This is a genomic window from Streptomyces sp. NPDC048636 (assembly GCF_040650655.1).
In the GTDB taxonomy this organism is placed as follows: domain Bacteria; phylum Actinomycetota; class Actinomycetes; order Streptomycetales; family Streptomycetaceae; genus Streptomyces.
Window position 1 is genome coordinate 16,047 of record NZ_JBEZHR010000020.1, and the last position, 20,944, is coordinate 36,990.

Annotated in this window: 11 protein-coding genes; 6 read left to right on the forward strand and 5 right to left on the reverse strand. The window is 70.6% G+C overall.

Going from position 1 to position 20,944, the window contains the following annotated elements:
* The first annotated feature begins 215 nt into the window (after window positions 1–215).
* A complete protein-coding gene (locus AB0C66_RS33340) occupies window positions 216–1,769 on the forward strand; it encodes an APC family permease (RefSeq protein ID WP_362447353.1) in 1,554 nt (517 codons plus the stop codon).
* A gap of 260 nt (window positions 1,770–2,029) precedes the next feature.
* Here the strand turns inward: AB0C66_RS33340 and glpK are convergent, their stop codons facing one another.
* Entirely contained in the window at window positions 2,030–3,529 is a 1,500-nt protein-coding gene (gene glpK / locus AB0C66_RS33345) for a glycerol kinase GlpK (RefSeq protein WP_362447356.1), read from the reverse strand.
* A 42-nt stretch (window positions 3,530–3,571) separates the two neighbouring features.
* Window positions 3,572–4,339: an IclR family transcriptional regulator gene (locus tag AB0C66_RS33350; RefSeq protein WP_362447359.1), complete on the reverse strand. Its 768-nt coding sequence runs from the start codon at window positions 4,337–4,339 to the stop codon at window positions 3,572–3,574.
* 302 nt (window positions 4,340–4,641) lie between these two features.
* On the opposite strand from AB0C66_RS33350, the gene AB0C66_RS33355 reads away from it, so the two are divergent.
* Window positions 4,642–5,295 carry an ATP-binding protein gene (locus AB0C66_RS33355; RefSeq protein ID WP_362447362.1) on the forward strand — a complete coding sequence of 218 codons (654 nt, stop codon included), beginning with the start codon at window positions 4,642–4,644 and terminating at the stop codon, window positions 5,293–5,295.
* A 61-nt stretch (window positions 5,296–5,356) separates the two neighbouring features.
* Here AB0C66_RS33355 and AB0C66_RS33360 read toward each other — a convergent pair whose 3' ends face one another.
* From AB0C66_RS33360 to AB0C66_RS33370, 3 genes are all read right to left on the reverse strand, one after another.
* Window positions 5,357–6,523 carry a PP2C family protein-serine/threonine phosphatase gene (locus tag AB0C66_RS33360; RefSeq protein WP_362447365.1) on the reverse strand — a complete coding sequence of 389 codons (1,167 nt, stop codon included), beginning with the start codon at window positions 6,521–6,523 and terminating at the stop codon, window positions 5,357–5,359.
* A gap of 129 nt (window positions 6,524–6,652) precedes the next feature.
* Entirely contained in the window at window positions 6,653–7,948 is a 1,296-nt protein-coding gene (locus tag AB0C66_RS33365; protein ID WP_362447368.1) for an MFS transporter, read from the reverse strand.
* Window positions 7,945–8,556: a helix-turn-helix domain-containing protein gene (locus tag AB0C66_RS33370; protein ID WP_362447371.1), complete on the reverse strand. Its 612-nt coding sequence runs from the start codon at window positions 8,554–8,556 to the stop codon at window positions 7,945–7,947. Before AB0C66_RS33370 ends, AB0C66_RS33365 begins: the two co-directional genes overlap by 4 nt.
* A 428-nt stretch (window positions 8,557–8,984) precedes the next feature.
* Between AB0C66_RS33370 and AB0C66_RS33375 the strand changes: the two genes are divergently transcribed.
* The 4 genes from AB0C66_RS33375 to AB0C66_RS33390 all read left to right on the forward strand — a co-directional run bounded on the left by AB0C66_RS33375 (window position 8,985) and on the right by AB0C66_RS33390 (window position 20,893).
* Window positions 8,985–10,535 carry an MFS transporter gene (locus tag AB0C66_RS33375; protein WP_362447597.1) on the forward strand — a complete coding sequence of 517 codons (1,551 nt, stop codon included), beginning with the start codon at window positions 8,985–8,987 and terminating at the stop codon, window positions 10,533–10,535.
* Window positions 10,536–10,626: 91 nt separating this feature from the next.
* Window positions 10,627–11,652: a 3-oxoacyl-[acyl-carrier-protein] synthase III C-terminal domain-containing protein gene (locus AB0C66_RS33380; RefSeq protein ID WP_362447374.1), complete on the forward strand. Its 1,026-nt coding sequence runs from the start codon at window positions 10,627–10,629 to the stop codon at window positions 11,650–11,652.
* Window positions 11,653–11,867: 215 nt separating this feature from the next.
* Window positions 11,868–17,618 carry a type I polyketide synthase gene (locus AB0C66_RS33385; RefSeq protein ID WP_362447376.1) on the forward strand — a complete coding sequence of 1,917 codons (5,751 nt, stop codon included), beginning with the start codon at window positions 11,868–11,870 and terminating at the stop codon, window positions 17,616–17,618.
* A gap of 14 nt (window positions 17,619–17,632) precedes the next feature.
* The gene (locus tag AB0C66_RS33390) at window positions 17,633–20,893 is read left to right on the forward strand and encodes an alpha/beta fold hydrolase (protein ID WP_362447379.1); all 3,261 of its coding nucleotides are present in this window, start codon (window positions 17,633–17,635) and stop codon (window positions 20,891–20,893) included.
* The last annotated feature ends 51 nt before the right edge of the window (window positions 20,894–20,944 follow it).

Below are 20,944 nucleotides of genomic sequence, written 5' to 3' on the forward strand. Positions count from 1 at the left end.
GAGGATCGCGGGAAAATTTTCATCTCCCCATATCGGACACCGCTTCGGTTCCCGTATACCCCTCCGGGCAACGCCTGCCTTTCTTTTAGTTGTCCACAAGGTGGATCTGGTTTGCGTGTTGAGGGTCGGCGGCTCAGAATGCTGACGTATTCAAGGTTGAAGCGGCTCCTGATATCGCACTGAGTGCGGAAATAGCAGGATTTAGGCTTCGGGGCATGGTTCAACTCCACACGCCGACACGGCCCCGGAACGAGGAACAGAGCGCCACCCGTTCCGAGGGCGTCACGGCCAAGGGACTCAGCGGCAACTCCGTCGGACTGCTCGGCAGCGCGGTGATCGGGCTGTCCACCGTCGCCCCGGTGTACTGCCTCACCAGCACGCTCGGCCCCACCGCGGGCGAGGTGGGGCTCCAGATGCCCGCCGTCTTCCTCGCGGGCTTCCTGCCGATGCTGCTGGTCGCCTTCGCCTATCGGGAGCTGAACCGGGCGATGCCCGACTGCGGTACGTCCTTCACCTGGACGGTGAAGGCGTTCGGACCGCGGATCGGGTGGATGTGCGGCTGGGGGCTGGTGATCGCGACGATCATCGTGCTCTCGAACCTGGCGGGCGTCGCCACCTCGTTCCTCTATCTGCTCCTCGGCGACATCACCGGAAGCGAGCGGGTCGCCGCCATCGGCGACGAGACCGTGCCCCATGTGCTGACCGTGCTCGCCCTGGTCGCCGTCGCGACCGCGGTGAGCTACCGCGGCATCACCACCACCAAGTGGTTCCAGTACGCCCTGGTCGGTCTCCAGATGGCGGTGCTCGTGGGCTTCGTCGTCATGGCGTTCGCCAAGTCCGGGGAGGTCGGTGGCGCCGCGCACTTCTCCTGGACCTGGGTGGACCCGTTCTCCGTGACGTCCTTCGCCGCCTTCACCGCGGGGCTGTCCCTGTCGATCTTCATGTACTGGGGCTGGGACGCCTGTCTCACCGTGAACGAGGAGACCCGCGGCAGCGACCGGACCCCCGGCCGGGCCGCGCTGATCTCGATGGTCGTCCTCGTCGGCTCCTATCTGGTGACCGCCGTCGCCGCCCAGATGTACACGGGCGTCGGCGACCGGGGCGTCGGCCTCGGCAACCCCGAGACCAACGACAACGTGTTCGCCGCCCTCGCCGAGCCGGTCATGGGCCCTTTCGGGGTGCTGCTGTTCGTCGCCGTCCTGGCCAGCGCCGCGGCCAGCCTCCAGACCACCTTCCTCCCGGTGGCCCGCACCGTCCTCGCGATGAGCACCTACGGGGCCATGCCCGCCTCCTTCGCCCGGGTGCACCCCCGCTTCCGCACCCCGGGCCGCGCCACCGTCGCCGCGGGCGTGGCGACCGGCGTCTTCTATACGGTGATGACCCTGCTCAGCAAGAACGTCCTGGTGGACACCATCTACGCGCTGGGCCTCATGATCTGCTTCTACTACGCGCTCACCGCCTTCGCCTGCGCCTGGTACTTCCGCCGCGACCTCGTCCGCGACGTACGCGGCTTCGTGTCCAAGGGGCTGCTCCCGGTGGTGGGCGGCGCCCTGCTGACCGCCGTCTTCGCCAAGACGCTTCTCGATATGTGGAACCCGGCGTACGGCTCCGGCAGCGCGGTGTTCGGCGTCGGCAGCGTCTTCCTGATCGGGGTCGGACTGCTGCTCCTCGGGGCGGTCCTGATGGCGGCGATGAACCGCCGCAGCCCGGCCTTCTTCCGCGGCGACGTCCTCACCCGGGAGACCCCGGCGCTCGTCGTCGAGGAGTGAAACCCCGCGCCCCAGGGGGAACTCCGGATCGGGCGGACGTAAACCGCGCACCGGTGGGTACCCGCTGCGCAAGCTGTCGACGGAGCCCCCGGGGGAACGCGATGGCCAGGCTCTTCCGGTCCAGAATGCGGGCCGGTGGAGCCGCCTGATCGGCGGGGACGGGACACCAGGAGTCACCCGGTCCGGCGGATCAGCTTCCACGGGGCCGGTCCTTCATCACCGAGGGGCCGGCTCCGTGCCCACCACCGGCGCCTGCGCCGCTATCGCAGCCAGCCGAGGGAACGCTCCACCGCGCGGCGCCAGTTCGTGTACTCCGCCTCCCGGTGTGCCGGATCCATCGTGGGCAGCCACTGACCGGCCCGGTGCCAGTTGCGGCGGAGCCCCTCGAGGTCCGGCCAGTAGCCGACGGCCAGGCCCGCGGCGTAGGCCGCGCCCAGCGAGACGGTCTCGGACACCATGGGGCGCACCACCGGCACATCGAGCACATCGGCCACGAACTGCATCAGCAGGTTGTCGGCCGTCATCCCGCCGTCGACCTTCAGGGCCTTCAGCGGCTCGGGCGAGTCGGCGTTCATGGCGTCGATGACCTCGCGGGTCTGCCAGCCGGTGGCCTCCAGTACGGCGCGGGCGAGATGGCCCTTGGTGATGTACGAGGTGAGGCCGACGATGACGCCGCGGGCGTCGCTGCGCCAGTGCGGGGCGAAGAGCCCGGAGAACGCGGGCACGATGTAGCAGCCGCCGTTGTCCTCGACGGTCCGGGCGAGGGTCTCGATCTCCGCGGCGCTGTGGATCAGCCCCAGCCGGTCCCGGAACCACTGCACCAGCGAACCGGTCACCGCGATCGGCCCCTCCAGGGCGTAGACCGTCGGCTCGTCCCCGATCTTGTAGCCCACGGTGGTGAGCAGCCCGTGCCGTGATCGCACCGGACTGGTGCCGGTGTTCATCAGCAGGAAGCTGCCGGTTCCGTAGGTGCACTTCGCCTCCCCCGTGGCGAAACAGGTCTGCCCGAAGAGCGCGGCCTGCTGATCGCCGAGGGCGGCACCGATGCGCACATGCGGCAGCAGCGCCCGGGCCACGCCGTAGCGCTCGGCGGACGGGCGGATCTCCGGCAGCATCGCACGCGGCACCCCGAAGTAGCTCAGCAGCTCGTCGTCCCAGCTCAGCGTGCGGATGTTCATCAGCATGGTGCGGCTGGCATTGGTGGCGTCGGTGATGTGCAGTCCGCCGTCCGGCCCACCGGTGAGGTTCCAGATCAGCCAGCTCTCCACGGTGCCGAACAGCACCTCACCGCGTTCCGCACGCTCGTGCAGACCGCCGACGTGGTCGAACAGCCAGCGGATCCGCGGTGCGGAGAAGTAGGTCGCGGGCGACAGACCGCAGCGGTCGAGGAAGAAGTCGTCACCGGTGGTCCGCCGCAACTGGCCGACCAGGGCGTCGGTGCGGGTGTCCTGCCAGGTGATCGCGTTGCCGATGGGGACACCGGTGGCGCGGTCCCAGACCACCGTGGTCTCGCGCTGGTTGGCGATACCGATCGCCACCACCTGGTCGGGGCCGATACCGGCGTTGCCGAGCGCCCGGGGCACGATCCGCTGGAGATTGGCCCAGATCTCGGTGGCGTCATGTTCCACCCGGCCCGGCTGGGTGAAGTACTGCTGGTGTTCCCGCTGCGCTACGGAGACCAGACGTCCCTGGTGGTCGAAGAGGATGCACCGGGTCGAGGTGGTGCCCTGGTCGATGGAGAGCACATAGCGTTCAACCATGGCCGGGCCTGCCTTCGCGCGGTTTCGAGCAGGGCATGGGGATCACCAGCGGGCCGCGCCGAGATCCCGGGAGACGGCCCGGGCGGCGTCCCGCACCAGGCCGATGAGCGGGGGGTTCGGCCGTCCCTTGCTGTCGCAGAGGCGTTCCACGGAGCCGGACACCCCGATGGCGCCGACGACCAGGCCGCCCTGGCCGCGGATCGGTGCCGCGATATCGGCCTCACCCATGATCATTTCTTGGACCGCGGCCGCCCATCCGGCCTCCCGGACCTCGCCGAGCGCTCTGCCCAGCTGTTGGGGGGAGACGGGGGTGTGCCGGGTGTAGCCCTCGGGTTCTGCTTCCATAACCGGCTCCAGGGGTGTCGCCCCGTACGCCAGCAGGACCTTGCCCAGGGCGCTGGCGTGCAGGGGCAGCAGGGATCCCACGTCCAGGGTCTGAAATGTGTCATCGGGACGGAAGACGTGGTGGACGATGAGTACCTTGCCCTCGAGGGGCACGCCGAGCCGTACCGCCTCACCGCTGCGTGCGGCGAGTGCGTCGGCCCAGTTGATGGAGCGGGAGCGCAGCTCGTTGATGTCGAGGTAGCTGGTTCCCAGATGGAGCAGGGCGGCGCCGAGCTGATACTTGCCGGTTTCCTTGTCCTGCTCGACGAAGTCCACGCTCTGAAGGGTGCGCAGGATGCCGTGCGCGGTGCCCTTCGCCAGGCCCAGCGCGGCCGCCACCTCGCCCAGGCCGAGCCGTCCCGAGCCCTGGGCGAGCAGCCGCAGGATCGCCGCCGCCCGCTCGATCGACTGCACCGGGCCGGCCATGTCGCGATCGTAGCTCTATGTCCCCGCTCCTAGCTTGTTGACCAGTGATATCCCATGTAGGGGCATTCATCCTGCACAGCCCTTAACTGCGCTTTTCTACGATTATTCAGCGTTGTACGAGAACGTTCGGTAATGCCGACCGGGATTCGTTGACCACGCCCCTGTGCGCCCATAGCGTCCGTATCAGGACAGCCCCGGCATCCGGGGCAGCGGTGTCGGCCACTATTCGGCCGGAGACCGACAGCCAGAACCACTGGGCGCGCGACAGAGGAGTGCCCGGCAGACCACCCGGAGGAGGAGAAGTGGCGGATCCGCTGAATTTTCCGACGGTCGGCGACGCACCGCTGACTGATCCCCATGCGGCAGGGGTTCCCCAGGTGGAAGCGGGGGACTGGGGCGCTCCCCAGGTGTTCGGCTTCGTGGCACCCACCGCGCATACGGAGACACCGGCGCCGCGTAGCGGAGCCCGGACGCGCGGAGCCACCGCGCGGGGGACCGTGCCCGGCGGCGGCCGGTTCGGCCCCGCCGAGGGTGCGCCGGTCGGCCATGTCGACCACCGTGCCGACCACCATCTGCCGGTGCCGCATATCCACGAGGCCGTCGCCACCGTACGGCGCCGGGCCCGGCTGCTGCTGGACGAGTGGGACCTGCCCGACGCATGCCTCGATGACGCCCTCATGGTGATCTCCGAGCTGATCACCAACGCGGTGCTGCACGCCCTTCCCCCGGCCGTGCTGCGACTGCGCGCGAGCGATACCGACGGCGGCTGCCGCATCCTGCGCATCGAGGTCACCGACGGCGGCCCGGTGCCCCGGGAGGAGCGGATCGACGAGGAGATCGAGCCGGATGAGCACGGCCGTGGTGTCGGCATCGTCGCCGCGCTGTCGTCCTGCCACGGCACCCGGGTGGGGTGCTCCGGGGTGACCCGCTGGGCGGAGCTGCCGGTGGCCGCCTGACGGCTGGCCGTCCGGCGGGCGGGCGTCAGGCGGGCGGGCGGCACACCGCGCGGCCGGAGCGTCAGAGCCGTCCGTGCGGGGCGATGGCGAGCACGGCGACGTCGTCGTGGAGCGTCTGCGCGTGGCGCGGCAGATCGGTGTTGAGGAAGCTGACGACATCGAGGGGGTCCGGGGCCGGGCGGCCCGCGAACCGGTCGCGCAGTCGGCTCAGCAGGGGGTAGAAGTTCCCGTCCGCGTCACGGGCCTCGATCAGCCCGTCGGTGCACATCAGCAGGACATCGCCGCGCAGCAGCCGGTACTCGGCGGCGACGGGCGGTGCATCGGCCAGAGTGCCCAGGCCGAGGGGGAGGCACGGGGTGCCGGTCAGCGTGGTCACCTCACCGCCCGAGATCAGGACCGGCTCGATATGGCCGAAGTTCACGATCGTCACCCGGTGGGCCACCGGGTCGTACTCGATCAGCGCGGCGGTGACGAACAGCTCGTCGTCGGGGATGTCCGCGGCTTCGCTGGCCATCCGGTTCTCCAGCCGGTTGGCCACCACGAGCAGGTCCCCGGGGTCGTAGACGGTCTGGCGGAAGCTGCCGAGCACATCGGCCACGGTGCGCACCGCCTGGAGCCCCTTGCCGCGCACGTCGCCGATGATGGCCCGCTCACCGTGCCGGGTGGCGCGGATGTCGAAGAGATCCCCGCCGATCATGGTGCCCGCCTCGGCGGGACAGTAGAGCGCGGCCACCAGCACATGCCCCACCTCATGCGGCAGTGGCCGCAGCAGGGTGCGCATCAGGGCCTCGGCCACCGAGCTGGCGTGCATCAGATGGACTTCCTGACGCTTCCGGTATGCCGCCAGCGCGGTGCCGAGGGCGCCGACCAGGGCCGTGGCGACGTAGATGGCCACGTAGTGGCGGTCCCAGAGGTAGCCCACACTGCGGCCCGCGCAGCATGGCGTGCCCGCGAGCACGCCCTCGAAGGTGACGGTGAACACCGTGATGGCGGCCACGGCGACCGGGCCATGGCTGAACGCGGCCACCACGGGCAGCGCGATGAGCAGGAAGCTCACCGGCCACTCCACGGGGGTGAGGGGCTCGACCGCCAGGATGACCGCGACATAGAAGACCGGCAGCCAGCGCATCCAGGCCGGGGGAGAGGGGATCCCCAGACGACCGTCGTTCAGACGTGGCGCCTCGCGGCGTGTGCCGTGGGCGGCTGTGCCATGGCCCGGCCGTCTCACGGCTCGCTCCGGGGCGGGGGTGCCTCAGCCGACCTGTACACACGGGCTCCTGATACGGCCGTGAACTACCTTCCCAGCCTGCCGGGGCGGGCGGCACACGGCGACCCCTGGTGCGCCATCGGCGGCATCTCAGCCGGCGGGCGGCGCCACCCGGGTCTCCGCCGCCTCGTCCGTCGGCCGGGCCGTGGGCAGATCACGGGACCACCGGACGGGGGAGCGCAGCAGGATCAAGCCGGCCAGCGGAATCCCCGCCGTGGTGATCCACATCGCCGCGCGCACACCGAACGCGGTACCGAGCGCACCGCCGAGCAGCGCGCCGAGCGGGATCGTGCCGTAGCTGATGAACGCCGAGCTGGCGGTGAGCCGGCCGAGCAGCTCCGGCGGGCAGTAGCGCTGCTGGAAACTCGCCTTGATCACATTGCCCGCCACCACGCCCAGCGAGACACAGAAGCCGCCCGTCACAAAGAGCAGGACCGCGGGTCCCGCGACGGTCAGCGGGATCAGCAGCGCACACCCGGCCAGGCCCACTTCGAACACCAGGGTGGCGCGGGCGGTGCCGATCCGGGCGCCCACCCGGCGCGCCAGCAGCGCCCCGGCGACACCTCCGGTGCTGACGGCGGCGATGAGCGCGCCCACCGTCCCCGGGGTCAGTCCCACGGTCCGGACCAGGAAGACCACCCGTATCGACTGGTATCCCACGAGGGCGAGGTTGGACGCGGCGGAGAACAGCGCGAAGGTACGGAACCACGGGTCACGGGCGATCAGCCGCAGCCCCTCGCCGACCTCCTCGCCCAGCGCCCCCCGCGGACGCGCCGCGATCGTGGCGGCCGGTTCGCGGTGGCGGATGGCATGGAGACTGAAGAAGGTGGCGAAGAAGGCGGCGGCGTTGGTGAGCATGCCGTTCACCGAGCCCGCCCACTGGGCGAGCACACCGGCCGAACCCTGTCCCGCGATCTGCGCGGCGGAGGCGCTGCCGTGCAGGGCGGCGTTGCCCTCGGGCTGGTCGTCGGGGTCCAGCAGCCCCGGGAGGTAGGTGCGGTAGGCGGTCTGGAAGAACACCGCGGCCGTGCCCATGAGAAGGGCGACGGCCAGCAGCAGGCCGGTGCTCAGCAGACCGCACCAGGTGGCGAGCGGAACACTCGCGAACAGCGCGCATGAGACGGCGGAGGCCGTGAGCATGATGGGCCTGCGGGGCAGCCGGTCCACCCAGACGCCCACCGGCAGTCCGATGACCAGCCAGGGTATCCAGGACGCGGCGGTCAGCAGACCGATCTGGAAGGTGCTGGCGTGCAGGGTGGAGACAGCGATCAGCGGCATCGCCACCGCGGTGGCGGACGCGCCGAAGGTACCGGCCGTCTCACCGCACCACAGCAGGCGGAAGTCGCGGTGGCGGCGCAGCAGGCCACCGCGTTCGGGTCGGCTCATGCGGAGTCTCGCTCCTTGCGGGGGAAGGACTGGAGCTGTACGACGACCGGCCGTGCCTCCGAGTCGGGCTCGGTGTCCGGGCCGGGGGTGTGACGGGCGATGACCTCCATCAACTCCATGTTGAGCGCCCTGAGTCGGTCGGGAGTCAGCCGCAGGTCACGCCAGTCGGAGACGGTGCCCGCGTTCCGCCACCGCTCGTCCCAGTCCTCGCCGACGTAGGTCATGACCCGGTTGAAGTACTGGTTCACCAGCTCGCGCAGAAAGACCGACAGCGCCCCGTGGGCATCGGGATCGTCGCGGAAATCGGCGATCCGCAGATCGTTGATGACTCCCGCCCTCCGCCACCACCGCTCGCGCTTGGTCCCCCGGGCGGTGTCGTCCTCGATGAAGCCGTGCTCGGCGAGATGGCGCAGATGCCAGCTGACGGTGCCGGTGTTCTCGCCGAGCCGCTGGGCGAGCAGGGTGGCGGTGGCCGGACCGTCGAGGCTGAGCAGCTCGTACAGGCGCATCCGCAACGGATGGGCCAGCCCCCGCAGGCTGTGGGCGTCCAGCCGCCGGGCGGGGCCGGGCAGCGGCGGGGGAGGGGTGGGTTCGGGTGCGTCGGGCATCTCCGCATCGTAAATCGCAGAGGATCCTCTGCATAGAGCTCTCTGCAAAGCGATCGTCTCCTCCGGGCGCCCCGGGCCCGCTGTCGTTCCCGGCTGGACAGTTGATGCCAAGCACCCGTGTCCGGCGCGCCCTTGACGTCCCGTCGGTGACTCGATGGGATCGTCGGGCCGCGGTGTGTCGGGGCGGCGGTGATTGACATGCCGACACGATCTGGGGGACTTTCGTCTCCTTGAGCGTGGTCTCTCCACGTGCCGGAACCGTAGAGCGTGGTCCGTTTCGTTCGACGCATAGGGGAATCCGAGTGGCCTCAGAGCGGTCCGTGAGCCCTGCTGCCGGTCCCGATCCCTCCGCAGGCGGAGGGGGTCCACAGCCGGAGGGCCGAAGGCCCTCCTCGCCACCCTCCTCCGGCGCCTCCCGGTGGTGGACGCTGACGGCGGCCGTACTCGGGACGTTCATGCTGATGCTCGACCTCAGCGTGGTGAACGTCGCCCTGCCGGTGATCCGCCAGGAGCTGGACGCCGGTTTCGAGGAGGTGCAGTGGGTCCTCGACGCCTATGCCCTCACCCTCGCCGTCTTCCTGCTGACCGCCGGGGCGCTGGCCGACACCCTCGGCCGCAAGAAGATCTTCCAGGTGGGGTTTGTCGTCTTCACCCTGGCCTCACTGGCCTGCGGAATGTCCAACACCGGCCTCGCCCTGGACATCTCGCGCGGTGCCCAGGGGGTCGGTGGAGCCGTGCTGTTCGCCGTGGCCCCGGCGCTGATCTCCCATCAGTTCCGCGGCAGGGAACGGGCGGTCGCGTTCTCCGTGTTCGGGGCCATCATCGGGCTCGCGGTCGCCCTGGGGCCGCTGATCGGCGCCGCCCTGGTCACCACCGCGAGCTGGCGGTGGATCTTCTATCTCAACATCCCCATCGGGGTGTTCGCCATCGTCATCACCGCCGTGTTCGTCCGTGAGTCGCGCGACCCCCGGGCCCGGGGTGTGGACGTACCGGGTCTGCTGCTGCTCTCGGTCGCGCTGCTCGCCCTTGTTCTGGGGCTGATCCGCGGACCGCAGGACGGCTGGGGCGACCCGGGGATCGTCGGCCTGGGCGTACTGGCGGTGGCGGGGCTCGCGCTGTTCGCCGTGGTGGAGCGCCGCCGCGGGCCCGCCGCGATGCTCGATATGGGCCTGTTCCGCAATGTGACCTTCGTCGGGCTGGCCCTGGTCGCGCTCTTCGCCTACATGGCCGGTACGACCTCCATCTTCCTGGAAGCCAACTACGTGGAGAACGTGCTCGGGTTGAGCGCGTGGGAGACCGGTGTCCGCTTCCTGCCATTGACCTTCGGCATGCTCGTCGCCGGGACCGTGGCCGGTATGGTGATGAATCGCTTTCCTACCCGGCTGCTGCTGTTCGGCAGCGGGGTGTTCCTGTGTACCGCGATGCTCCTGGTGCTGCTCGCCGACCAGGATTCGTCGTGGACGGCGCTGCTGCCCAGCATGATCGCCGCTGGTATCGGAATGGGGGCCTTCAATCCGCCACGTGCCTCGGTCGCGATGCTGGTCGCCGAACCGGCCCGGGCCGGGATGGCTTCAGGAGCGAGCGAGACATTCCAGCAGATCGGAGTGGCACTCGGAATCGCCGCCACCGGTTCTCTGTTCCAGAACCATGTGGCGCGGGAATTCTCCGACAGTGCGGTCGGCCAGCAGCTCGGCGCCTCCGGAGTGGACACCCACACCCTCGGTGTCACCATCGCCAACGGCGGTGCCAGAGAAGCGAGTGAGTCCATTCCGGAACCTTTGCGGAAGGACTTTCTCCACTCAGCCGACAGCGTATTCGTCAGCAGTATGCATCTGTGTTTCCTGGTGCTGGCGGTGGTCGCCGGGATCGGCGCCCTCATCGCACTGCTGTTCATCCGGCGGCGTGACATGCGGGAAGATCTTCCCGATGACGAGGAAGCGGAGATCGGGATCTCGACCCTGGCCGTTTCCGACCGGTGACGCGTAAGCTCGTCGCATCATAAGCGCGAGAGTCATGAGCGCGAGAGTCATGAGCACGAGAGTCATGAGCACGAGGGGAAGGAAACGGGGCGTGCCTGTCTTAACCTCCTCGATCGGCATTGTGGGGACCGGGAATTATCTGCCGCATGAGCCGATCAGCCTGGAGTCGTACATCGAGGCGGGTCTGGAACTGAGCCCGATGGACAATGGACCGCTGTTGCGCGCACCGCGATGGCGCCACCATGTCGCACCGGGGGACCGGGCCGGCGAGATGATCGAGCGGGCCGCGGTGCCGATGTTCGAGCGGCTCGGTGTCGATCCCGCCCGTGAGGTGGACGTCCTGATCACCAATGTGCTGCTGCCCGACGACCTGTTCACCGGATGCGGCGCCGACACCGCCCACCGGATGGGGATGACGCCCGAGTGGATCATCGATCTGCACAACGGCGGCTGTGCGTCCTTCCCGTACATGCTGAAGCTCGTGGCGTCCCTCATGGCGAGCGAGGGTGCCAGAACCGCGCTGATAGCCAATGTGCAGAACACCGCGGGCCAGATCTTCGCCCAGGACGGCAACCGCTTCAAATCCCATAGCGTCGCCGCCGGTGACGGCTGTGGAGTCGCCCTGGTCACCGCCGACCCCGGCCCCGACACACCCCGGCTGCTGGGCACTCGCGTCCGTAACACCCCCGCCACGGCGCGCGACCTCGGCATGGCGACCTCCGACGGCCGCCACCACTGGCAGACCGGTGAGAGCGTGCTCGATGTGCGGTTCGACGCCGCGAAGACCAAGGAGACCCTGGAGCTCGGAAACCGGCTGGTGCCGGAGCTCGTCCGCGAGTTGAGCGAGCGATGCGCGTTCGGCGTCGACGAGATCGACGTCCTCATCACCAACCAGCCGAACCGCGTCTTTCTGCGCAACTGGCGGAACGCGCTCGGAATCGACGCCGAGCGGCACCTCGACACCTATGACCGCTTCGGCAATCTCTACGGAGCGGGGGCGCCCGTCACCCTGCACGACGCGGTCACCGCCGGCCGTATCAAGCCCGGCAATCTCGTGGTCACGGCGGGCTTCGCGCACGCCGGGGATTTCGCCGCGGCGGCCGCCTTCCGATGGTGATCTCCCACCACACCGCAAAGCGACCACAGCACTCATGGACCGGAAGATGTCGCGGAGTTGACAGTGAGGGAAACGGAATTATCCCCTTGTGCGGATGAATCGCGGGGGGAGTGCCTCGGGGGAGAAAAGGCGTCACGTCCGCCTCCCGTCTCGAACCCGGGGCCACCGGCCCCCTTTTGCGGCCCGACCGAAGGTTCGTAGAAAGGGTGGACAACGTGGGGACTTCAGGAACTGGCGGTGCGCCGTCCGGCGATTCCCTGGCAGCCCGGCTGGCGGAGAGCGCGGCGGACGAGCGTTTGCGGATCGTGCTCGATGTGGTGGTGAGAGAAACGGCGGCGCTGCTCGGCCAGCCGCCCCACGCCATCGATCCGCGGCGCCCCTATCTCGACTATGGCTACAACTCTCTCGCGGCCGTCGCGCTGACCGAGGAATTGAGCTCCCTCTGCGGCCTTGAGTTACCGCTCACCATGTTGTTCGACCAGCCCAATCCCTATGCGGTCGCACGCTATCTGCTCTCCCGTATGGGACTGACGGACGGTGATACCACCGAGCCCGAGGCGCCACCGGAAGGTGAAGCGTGCGGCGCGGACGACCCCATCGCCGTCGTGGGCGTGGCCTGCCGCTACCCGGGCGGTGTCGGATCCCCCGAGGAGCTGTGGCGGCTGGTCGACGAGGGCCGGGACGCGATCACCGGCTTCCCGGCCGACCGCGGCTGGCCACTGGACGAGCTGTACCACCCCGACCCGGACCACCCCGGCACCGCGTACGCCACGTCCGGCGGATTCGTGCACGCCGCCACCGAGTTCGACGCCGAGTTCTTCGGCATCAGTCCGCGCGAGGCGCTGGCGATGGACCCCCAGCAGCGGTTGCTGCTCGAAGGCGTCTGGGAGGTGTTCGAGGACGCCGGGATCGACCCCGGCACCCTCCGCTCCAGCCGCACCGGGGTGTTCGCGGGCGTCTCCGGCGTCGACTACAGCTATGTGGCCCGCTCCGGCGGCACCGGCCTCCAGGGCTACTGGGGGATCGGCACCCTGCCCGCCGTCGCCTCCGGCCGGGTGGCGTACACCTTCGGTTTCGAGGGTCCGGCGCTGACGGTGGACACCGCGTGTTCGTCCTCGCTGGTGGCCACCCATCTGGCGATGCGCTCGCTGCGCCACGGTGAGTGTTCGATGGCCGTGGTGGGCGGGGTGACCGTGGCCGCCACACCCACCGTGTACCTGGAGTTCTCCCGGCAGCGGGCGCTCTCGCCGGACGGCCGCTGCCGGTCCTTCGCGGAGGAGGCGGACGGCACCGGGTTCTCCGACGGCCTCGGTGTGCTGCTGCTGGAGCGGTTGTCGGACGCGCGGCGCTTGGGTCATCGGGTGCGTGCGGTGTTGCGTGGTTCGGCGGTGAATCAGGATGGTGCGAGTAATGGGATGACGGCGCCGAATGGTCCGTCGCAGGAGCGGGTGATTCGTGCGGCGTTGGCGGATGCGGGGTTGTCCGTGGCCGAGGTGGACGTGGTGGAGGGGCATGGCACGGCCACGGTGCTGGGTGATCCGATTGAGGCTCAGGCGTTGCTGGCCACCTATGGTCAGGGTCGTGCTGTGGGGCGGCCGTTGTGGCTGGGTTCTCTGAAGTCGAATATCGGGCATACGCAGGCTGCCGCGGGGGTGGGTGGTCTGATCAAGATGATCATGGCGATGCGGGCGGAGACCTTACCCGCGACGCTGTATGCGGATGAACCGACGTCGAGGGTGGACTGGTCTTCGGGGGCGGTGGAGTTGCTGACGGCGGCGCGTCCGTGGCCGCGTGGTGAGGTGCCGCGGCGGGCGGGTGTGTCCAGTTTCGGTGCCAGTGGTACCAACGCCCATCTCATCGTCGAGGAACCACCCGCCGAGCAGCCTGCCCCAACTGGTCCCCCGCCGCCCGCCGGTACCCCGACCGTCTGGGTGCTGTCCGGGAAACAGCGGGCGGGGCTGTCGGCTCAGGCACGCAGTCTGCGCGCACGGCTGCTGGCCGAACCCGGACTGGATCCGGTGGACGTGGGCTACTCCCTCGCCAGCACGCGCGCCGCGCTCTCGCACCGCGCGGTGGTCGTCGGCCACGGCCGCGACGACCTGCTCACCGGGCTTGACCGGATCGCCCACCCGGACCCCGGACAGGAAACCCCCGGTGTGAGCGCCCGGCCGGGCCGGGTGGTGTTCGTCTTCCCCGGGCAGGGCTCGCAATGGACCGGAATGGCCGTGGAGTTGCTGGCCTCCTCACCGGTGTTCGCCGAGCGGATGCGGGAGTGCGCGGAGGCGCTCGAGCCCTACACCGGGTGGTGGCTGCTCGACGTGCTCAACGGCGCCCCGGACGCGCCCTCGCTCGACCGGGTCGATGTGGTCCAGCCCGCCCTGTTCGCCATGATGGTCTCCCTCGCCGCCCTGTGGCGCTCCTACGGTGTGCGGCCGGACGCGGTGGTCGGCCACTCCCAGGGCGAGATCGCCGCCGCCTGTGTCGCCGGTGCGCTCACCCTCGACGACGCCGCCCGGGTGGTCGCCCTGCGCGGCAAGGAGATAGCCACCCTGGGCCGCGACGGCGGGATGCTGTCCATCGCCGAGTCCGTGGAGGATGTCCGGGCCCGGCTGGCGATGGTCACGGGCGAGGTGTCCGTGGCCGCCGTCAACGGCCCGTCCTCGGTCATCGTCTCCGGTGACTCCGCCGCGCTGGACGAACTCTTCGAGGACTGTGTCGCCGAGGACGTCTGGGTCCGCCGGATCCCCGTCGACTACGCCTCCCACTCACCGCATATCGAGGAGCTCCGCGAGCGGTTGCACACCGCGCTCGCCCCGGTGAAACCGCGGGCGGGACAGGTCGCCTTCCACTCGACCGTGACCGGGAAGGCGGTCGAGACCACCACCCTCGACGCCGACTACTGGTACGCCAATCTGCGCAACCCGGTGCTCTTCGAGCAGACCGTCCGCCAGCTGGCCGACCAGGGCTGCCGGGTTTTCGTCGAGATCAGCCCGCACCCCGTGCTCACCGCCGCCCTCCAGCAGTCCATCGAGTCCCTGGGCGACCTCGACGCGGTGGTCCTGGGGTCGGTGCGGCGGGACCACGGACGGCTCGAGGACTTCCTCGGGTCCGTCGGCGAGGCGTATGTGCGCGGTGTCGAGGTGGACTGGTCGGCCGCGTTCACCGGACGTTCCGCCCACCGTGTCGACCTGCCCCGCTACGCCTTCACCCGGCAGCGCTACTGGGCCACCGCCGGGGAGGGTACGGGTGATCCACGCGCCGCCGGACTCACTTCCGCACGCCATCCGCTGCTGACCGGTCAGGTGCGCCTGGCGGGCGGACTGGGCTCGGTGTTCACCGGGCGGCTCGCGCTGGAGCGATTGCCGTGGCTGGCCGGTCACACCGTGTTCGGTGAGGTGTTCGTGCCGGGCACGGCGCTGGTGGACCTCGCCGCGAGCGCGGGTGACCGCCTCGGTGTCCCCGTCGTCGAGGAACTGACCCTGGAATCCCCCTTGGTGGTGCGGGACGCGGGGATCGGGATCCAGCTCCAGGTGGCCGAGCCCGACACCCGCGGCCGGGCCGCCTTCACCCTGCACTCCGAGGACGGCGCGGACGGCTGGACCCAGAACGCGTCCGGGTTGCTGGCCGTCTCGGCCGACGCGCCAGCCGCCGAGGAACCGCCCGCCACCTGGCCCCCCGAGGGCGCGGTCGCCATCCGGATCGGCGATCTCTACGACCGCCTGGCCGACCGGGGCATGGAGTACGGCGGGATGTTCCGTGGGGTACGGGCCGCCTGGCGGTGCGGGGACGAGATCTGCGCCGACGTCCGCCTCGACGGCGGTGACGAGGACATCGACCCCCGCCACCTCCTCCATCCCGCGCTGCTGGACGCCGCCTTCCACGCGGCCTTCGCCGACCGCGTGGACGCGGAAGGATCCGGCTCCGCATGGCTGCCGTTCAGCTGGTCCGGGGTGCGGATCCGGCCCGGTGACCGCGCCGCCCGGGAACTGCGCGTCCGACTGACCCCGCTCGGCGCCGACACCCTGCGGATGTCCGCCCGGGACACCGACGGACACCTCCTCGTCTCGGTGGACTCGGTGCTGGCACGGCCGGTGTCCATGGCCCAGCTCGCCGCCGCGCGCTCGGTGACGGCCGACTGTCTGTTCGGTGTGGACTGGGCGCCCGCCACGACATCCGCTCCGGTGGCCATCGACACCGTGGCCGTCCTCGGCACGGGGGAGGGGCTCGAGGTGAACGGCGCGCCGCCCCGCGCCTATCCCGACCTCGGCTCGCTGCTGGAGGGCACCGAAGGCACACCGCCCCGGTGGGTCATCGCGCCCCTCGGACCACCGGACGCCAGGACCGCACCCGACGCGGTGCGGACGGTGACGAGCGGAGTGCTCGCTCTGCTGCGGGAGTGGCTGGCCACCGAAGGGCTCCAGGACACCCGGCTGGTGCTCGTCACCAGAGCCGCGGTGGCCGCGCGCCCCACCGATGAACCCGCCCTGGAGCTCGCTCCGCTGTGGGGCCTCGTGCGCAGCGCACAGGCCGAGAATCCGGACACCTTCCGGCTGGTCGACCTCGACGCCGCCCCCGGACCGGACGCCCTCGTCTCCGCCCTGGCCGTCGATGAACCCCAAGTCGCCGTGCGTGACGGCGCGTTGCTGGTGCCGCGTGCGGTCCGGACCCACCCCGCCCCGGCCGCCCCGTCCTTCGATCCGCACGCGACCGCGCTGATCACCGGTGGCACCGGAGGTCTTGGGGCGCTGGTGGCACGCCATCTCGTCGCCGCACACGGTGTGCGGCGTCTGCTGCTGGCCAGCCGTCGCGGCCCGGCCGCGGAGGGCGCCGGCGCGCTGAGGGACGAACTCACCGCCCTGGGCGCCGAGGTCAGGATCGCCGCCTGCGATATGTCCGACCGCGCCGCCGTGGCCGAGCTGCTCACCACGGTCTCCGAGGACCGTCCGCTGAGAGCCGTCGTACACGCCGCAGGTGTGCTTGACGACGCCCTGATCACCTCCATGACCGGCGACCAGCTGGACCGGGTGCTGCGCGCCAAGGCCGACTCGGCATGGCATCTGCACGAGCTGACCGCCGACCACGACCTCACCGCGTTTGTGCTGTTCTCCTCGCTGGCCGGGGTCATCGGCGGACCAGGGCAGGGCAACTACGCCGCCGCCAACACCTTCCTGGACACCCTGGCTCACCACCGCCGCGCCCAGGGCCTGCCCGCCGTGTCCCTCGCCTGGGGGCTGTGGGAGGAGACCAGCGAGATGACCGGCCACCTCAGCCGGGCCGACACCGCCCGGCTGGCCGACAGCGGGGTGATCGCCCTGACCGCCGAGGAAGGGCTGCGGCTGCTGGACGCCACCCTCGCGGCGCCCGCCCCCCTGGTCATGGCCGCGCGGCTGGACATGGCCGCCCTGCGCGCCCAGACCGCCGCGGGCACGGCACCCGCCCCACTGCGCGGCCTGGTACGCACCACGCCCGCCCGCCCCGCCGCCACCTCCGCCGCGCTCATGGAGGAGCTGGCCGACCGGACCGGACCGGAGCGCGTACGCCTTCTGCTGCGCCTGGTACGCACCGAGATCGCCGCGGTGCTGAGGTATCCGGGACCGGACGCGGTCCCCCCGGACCGGGCCTTCAATGAACTCGGCTTCGACTCACTGGGAGCCGTACAACTGCGTAACCGGCTGAACCTGGCCACCGGACTCGGACTGCCGGTGACGGCGGTGTTCGACCACCCCACCCCACGGGCGGTGTCCCTGTTCCTGGCGGGCAGGCTCTTCCCCGCTGGCGACACCCCCGCGGACCCGCCCGGGGACACCCCGGCCGACCACCCGTCCCGGGAAACACCGCCGCGTTCGACCGCCACCGGAGGCGGCGGCGCACCCCGCGGCGACGGCGCGCCCGTCGCGGCGGCCGAGCTCGACGACATGGATGCCGAAACCCTCGTCCGCCTGGCCCTGCGCGGCAACGACTCGTGATTGGACCCACACTCATGCCCGTCGACAACGAGGATGTCGTAGAAGCACTGCGCGCGGCCATGAAGGACAACGTCCGGCTGCGGCAGGAGACCGAACGCCTCCGGGAGCCGATCGCCGTCGTCGGCATGGCCTGCCGCTACCCCGGTGAGGTGATGTCCCGTACGGACCTGTGGCAGCTGGTGGCGGAGGGCCGGGAGGCCATTTCCGGCTTCCCCGACGACCGGGGCTGGGACCTGGACGCCCTCTACGACCCCGACCCCGGCCACCCGGGCACCAGTTATGTCCGCACCGGTGGTTTCCTGTCCACGGCCACCGAGTTCGACCCCCGGTTCTTCGGTATCAGCCGCCGTGACGCCCTCGCCATGGACCCGCAGCAGCGGTTGCTGCTCGAAGGCGTGTGGGAGGCGTTCGAGGACGCCGGTATCGCCCCCGACGCGATGCGCTCCAGCCCCACCGGAGTGTTCGCCGGGGCCATGTTCCAGGACTACGCCTGGCTGGCGCGTCAGCGCGACGACCAGGTCGGCGGCCGCTGGGGACTGGGCAACCTGGGCAGTTTTGTCTCCGGCCGGGTGGCGTACACCTTCGGTTTCGAGGGTCCGGCGCTGACGGTGGACACCGCGTGTTCGTCCTCGCTGGTGGCCACCCATCTGGCGATGCAGTCGCTGCGCCGAGGCGAGTGCTCGATGGCCCTGGCCGGCGGGGTGACCGTACTGGCCACACCGGGCGTGTTCGTGGAGTTCTCCCGGCAGCGGGCACTGTCACCGGACGGCCGCTGCCGGTCCTTCTCGGCCTCGGCGGACGGCACCGGATGGGCGGAGGGCATGGGCGTGCTGCTGCTGGAGCGGTTGTCGGACGCGCGGCGCTTGGGTCATCGGGTGCGTGCGGTGTTGCGTGGTTCGGCGGTGAATCAGGATGGTGCGAGTAATGGGATGACGGCGCCGAATGGTCCGTCGCAGGAGCGGGTGATTCGTGCGGCGTTGGCGGATGCGGGGTTGTCCGTGGCCGAGGTGGATGTGGTGGAGGGGCATGGCACGGCCACGGTGCTGGGTGATCCGATTGAGGCTCAGGCGTTGCTGGCCACCTATGGTCAGGGTCGTGCTGTGGGGCGGCCGTTGTGGCTGGGTTCTCTGAAGTCGAATATCGGGCATACGCAGGCTGCCGCGGGGGTGGGTGGTCTGATCAAGATGATCATGGCGATGCGGGCGGAGACCTTACCCGCGACGCTGTATGCGGATGAACCGACCTCCAAGGTGGACTGGTCCTCCGGGGCGGTGGAGTTGCTGACGGCGGCGCGTCCGTGGCCGCGTGGTGAGGTGCCCCGGCGGGCGGGTGTGTCCAGTTTCGGTGCCAGTGGTACCAACGCCCATCTCATCGTCGAGGAACCCCCCGCCGACCCGGCATCCACCCCTGCTGCCCGGCCCGCCGCCACCACGCCCGGGGAGCCGGTGGTGTGGGCGGTGTCGGGCAAGATGCCCTCCGGACTCACAGCCCAGGCCCGGGGGCTGCGGGAATGGCTGACCCAACACCCCGGTCTCGACGCCGTGGACATCGGCCACTCCCTCGCCACCGGCCGCGCCCAGCTCTCCCACCGCGCGGTCGTGGTCGGCCGTGACCGCGACGAGCTGATGACCGGACTGGACAAGGTGATCAGCGGGGATCCGGCCCCCGGTGTGCTGCTCAACTCGGGAGCACGGGCCGGGAGTACGGCGTTCGTGGTGCCCGCTCCCGGTAAGCAGTCCCTGGGGCTCGCCCGTCACCTCCTGGTGTCCGCGCCGGAGTTCGCCACGCGGATGGAGGAGTGCGCCCGGGTGCTTGCCCCGCACACCGGCTGGAACCTGCTGGACGTGGTCAACGGCGCCCAGGGCGCCCCCGCGCCCGAGGACCCCGGCGTCTTCGGCCCCGCCCTCTTCGCCGTCCAGGTGTCCCTGGCCACACTGTGGCGCGCCTACGGTGTGGAGCCCGACGCGGTGGTCGGTGAGCCCGGGGCCGAACGCGCCACGGAGGTGATCGACGGACGGCGCACCCTCGAGGACGCCGCATACGCCGTGGCCACCGCGACCGCCACCGGCGCGGCGGAGTCCGGCACTCTGCTGGACACCCTCCGCGCCCAGGCCGAACAGGGCTTCCGCGCCTTCATCGAGATCAGCCCGCAGCTGACGCTCACCGAGACCCTCAGCGGTGCCGTGACCGCCGCGGGCGGCGACCCCGCCGAATTCATGATCACCGAAGCGGTACCGGGCGCCCCCGACGGCCTGGCCACCTTTCTGCACATCCTGGCCCAGGCGTACGTAGGAGGCGTCCGGGTCGACTGGTCGCCCTCGTTCGCCGGGCGCGACGCCCGCACCGTCGAGCTGCCCACCTACCCCTTCCAGCGTCAGCGGTACTGGCTGGCCGGGGCCGAGGAGCGGCCCGCGGCACGCCCGCCGGAGCGTCCGGCCGCGGCCGAGGAGAGCCGTGGCACCCTCACCGTGCTGCTGCGCCGCGCCCATGTCGAGAACGCCATCCCCGAGGCCGTGCCGATGGTGATGGCCGCCTCGCGGTTCCGGCCGTCGTTCTCCTCGACGGCGGAGCTGGGCGGCGCGCCGGGTTCGGTGCTCGCGGCCGAGGGCGCGGCGTCGCCCGCGGTGGTCTGCCTGCCGTCCTTCCTCGCCGGTTCCGGACCGCACCAATTCGCCCGGCTGGCCTCGGAGTTCAGCCCACGGCTGCGGACCTCGGCGCTGGTCCTCCCGGGGTTCGGCAAGTCCCGGCTGCTGCCCGCCAGCTGGACGGTGGCGATCGAGGCGATGTCCGACGCCACCCTGGCGGCGGCCGCGGGCGAGCCCTTCTTCCTGGTGGGCCACTCCGTCGGCGGGCTGATCGCCCAGGCCATCGCGGAACGCCTGCAACGCGGCGGCCACCCCGCCCGGGGCGTCGTCATGATCGACACCTATGACATCGATGTGCGCAGCGAACGCGAGGCCCTGTTCGTCTGGGCGATGAGCGAGATCCTCGACCGGGATCCGACCGGTCTGGTGGTCAACGACAACAACCTGATGGCGATGGGGTCCTATCTGCGGCTGTACGACGAGTGGTCCCCGGGCAGCTTCGACGCGCCGACCCTCGCGGTACGGGCGGTGGCCGCCGACACCCCGCTGACCCTGCCCGTCGATCCGGTCTGGAAGTCCGCGGACACCAGCGAATCCGTCCTGGCCGACCACTTCTCGATCCTCGAGGACAAGGCCGCCACCACCGCCCGGGTGGTCGGGGACTGGTTCACCCGGGTCTCCACGTCCTGAGCGCGGTTCAGCCGACAGCAGGAGCAACACAGCCAGCACGGGCAGCACAAG

Bases quoted from the DNA above. Each gene is read 5' to 3' on its own strand.
- AB0C66_RS33340 (WP_362447353.1), top strand. From the start codon at position 216: ATGGTTCAACTCCACACGCCGACACGGCCCCGGAACGAGGAACAGAGC.
- glpK (WP_362447356.1), bottom strand. From the start codon at position 3,529: ATGGTTGAACGCTATGTGCTCTCCATCGACCAGGGCACCACCTCGACC.
- AB0C66_RS33350 (WP_362447359.1), bottom strand. From the start codon at position 4,339: ATGGCCGGCCCGGTGCAGTCGATCGAGCGGGCGGCGGCGATCCTGCGG.
- AB0C66_RS33365 (WP_362447368.1), bottom strand. From the start codon at position 7,948: ATGAGCCGACCCGAACGCGGTGGCCTGCTGCGCCGCCACCGCGACTTC.
- AB0C66_RS33370 (WP_362447371.1), bottom strand. From the start codon at position 8,556: ATGCCCGACGCACCCGAACCCACCCCTCCCCCGCCGCTGCCCGGCCCC.
- AB0C66_RS33390 (WP_362447379.1), top strand. From the start codon at position 17,633: ATGCCCGTCGACAACGAGGATGTCGTAGAAGCACTGCGCGCGGCCATG.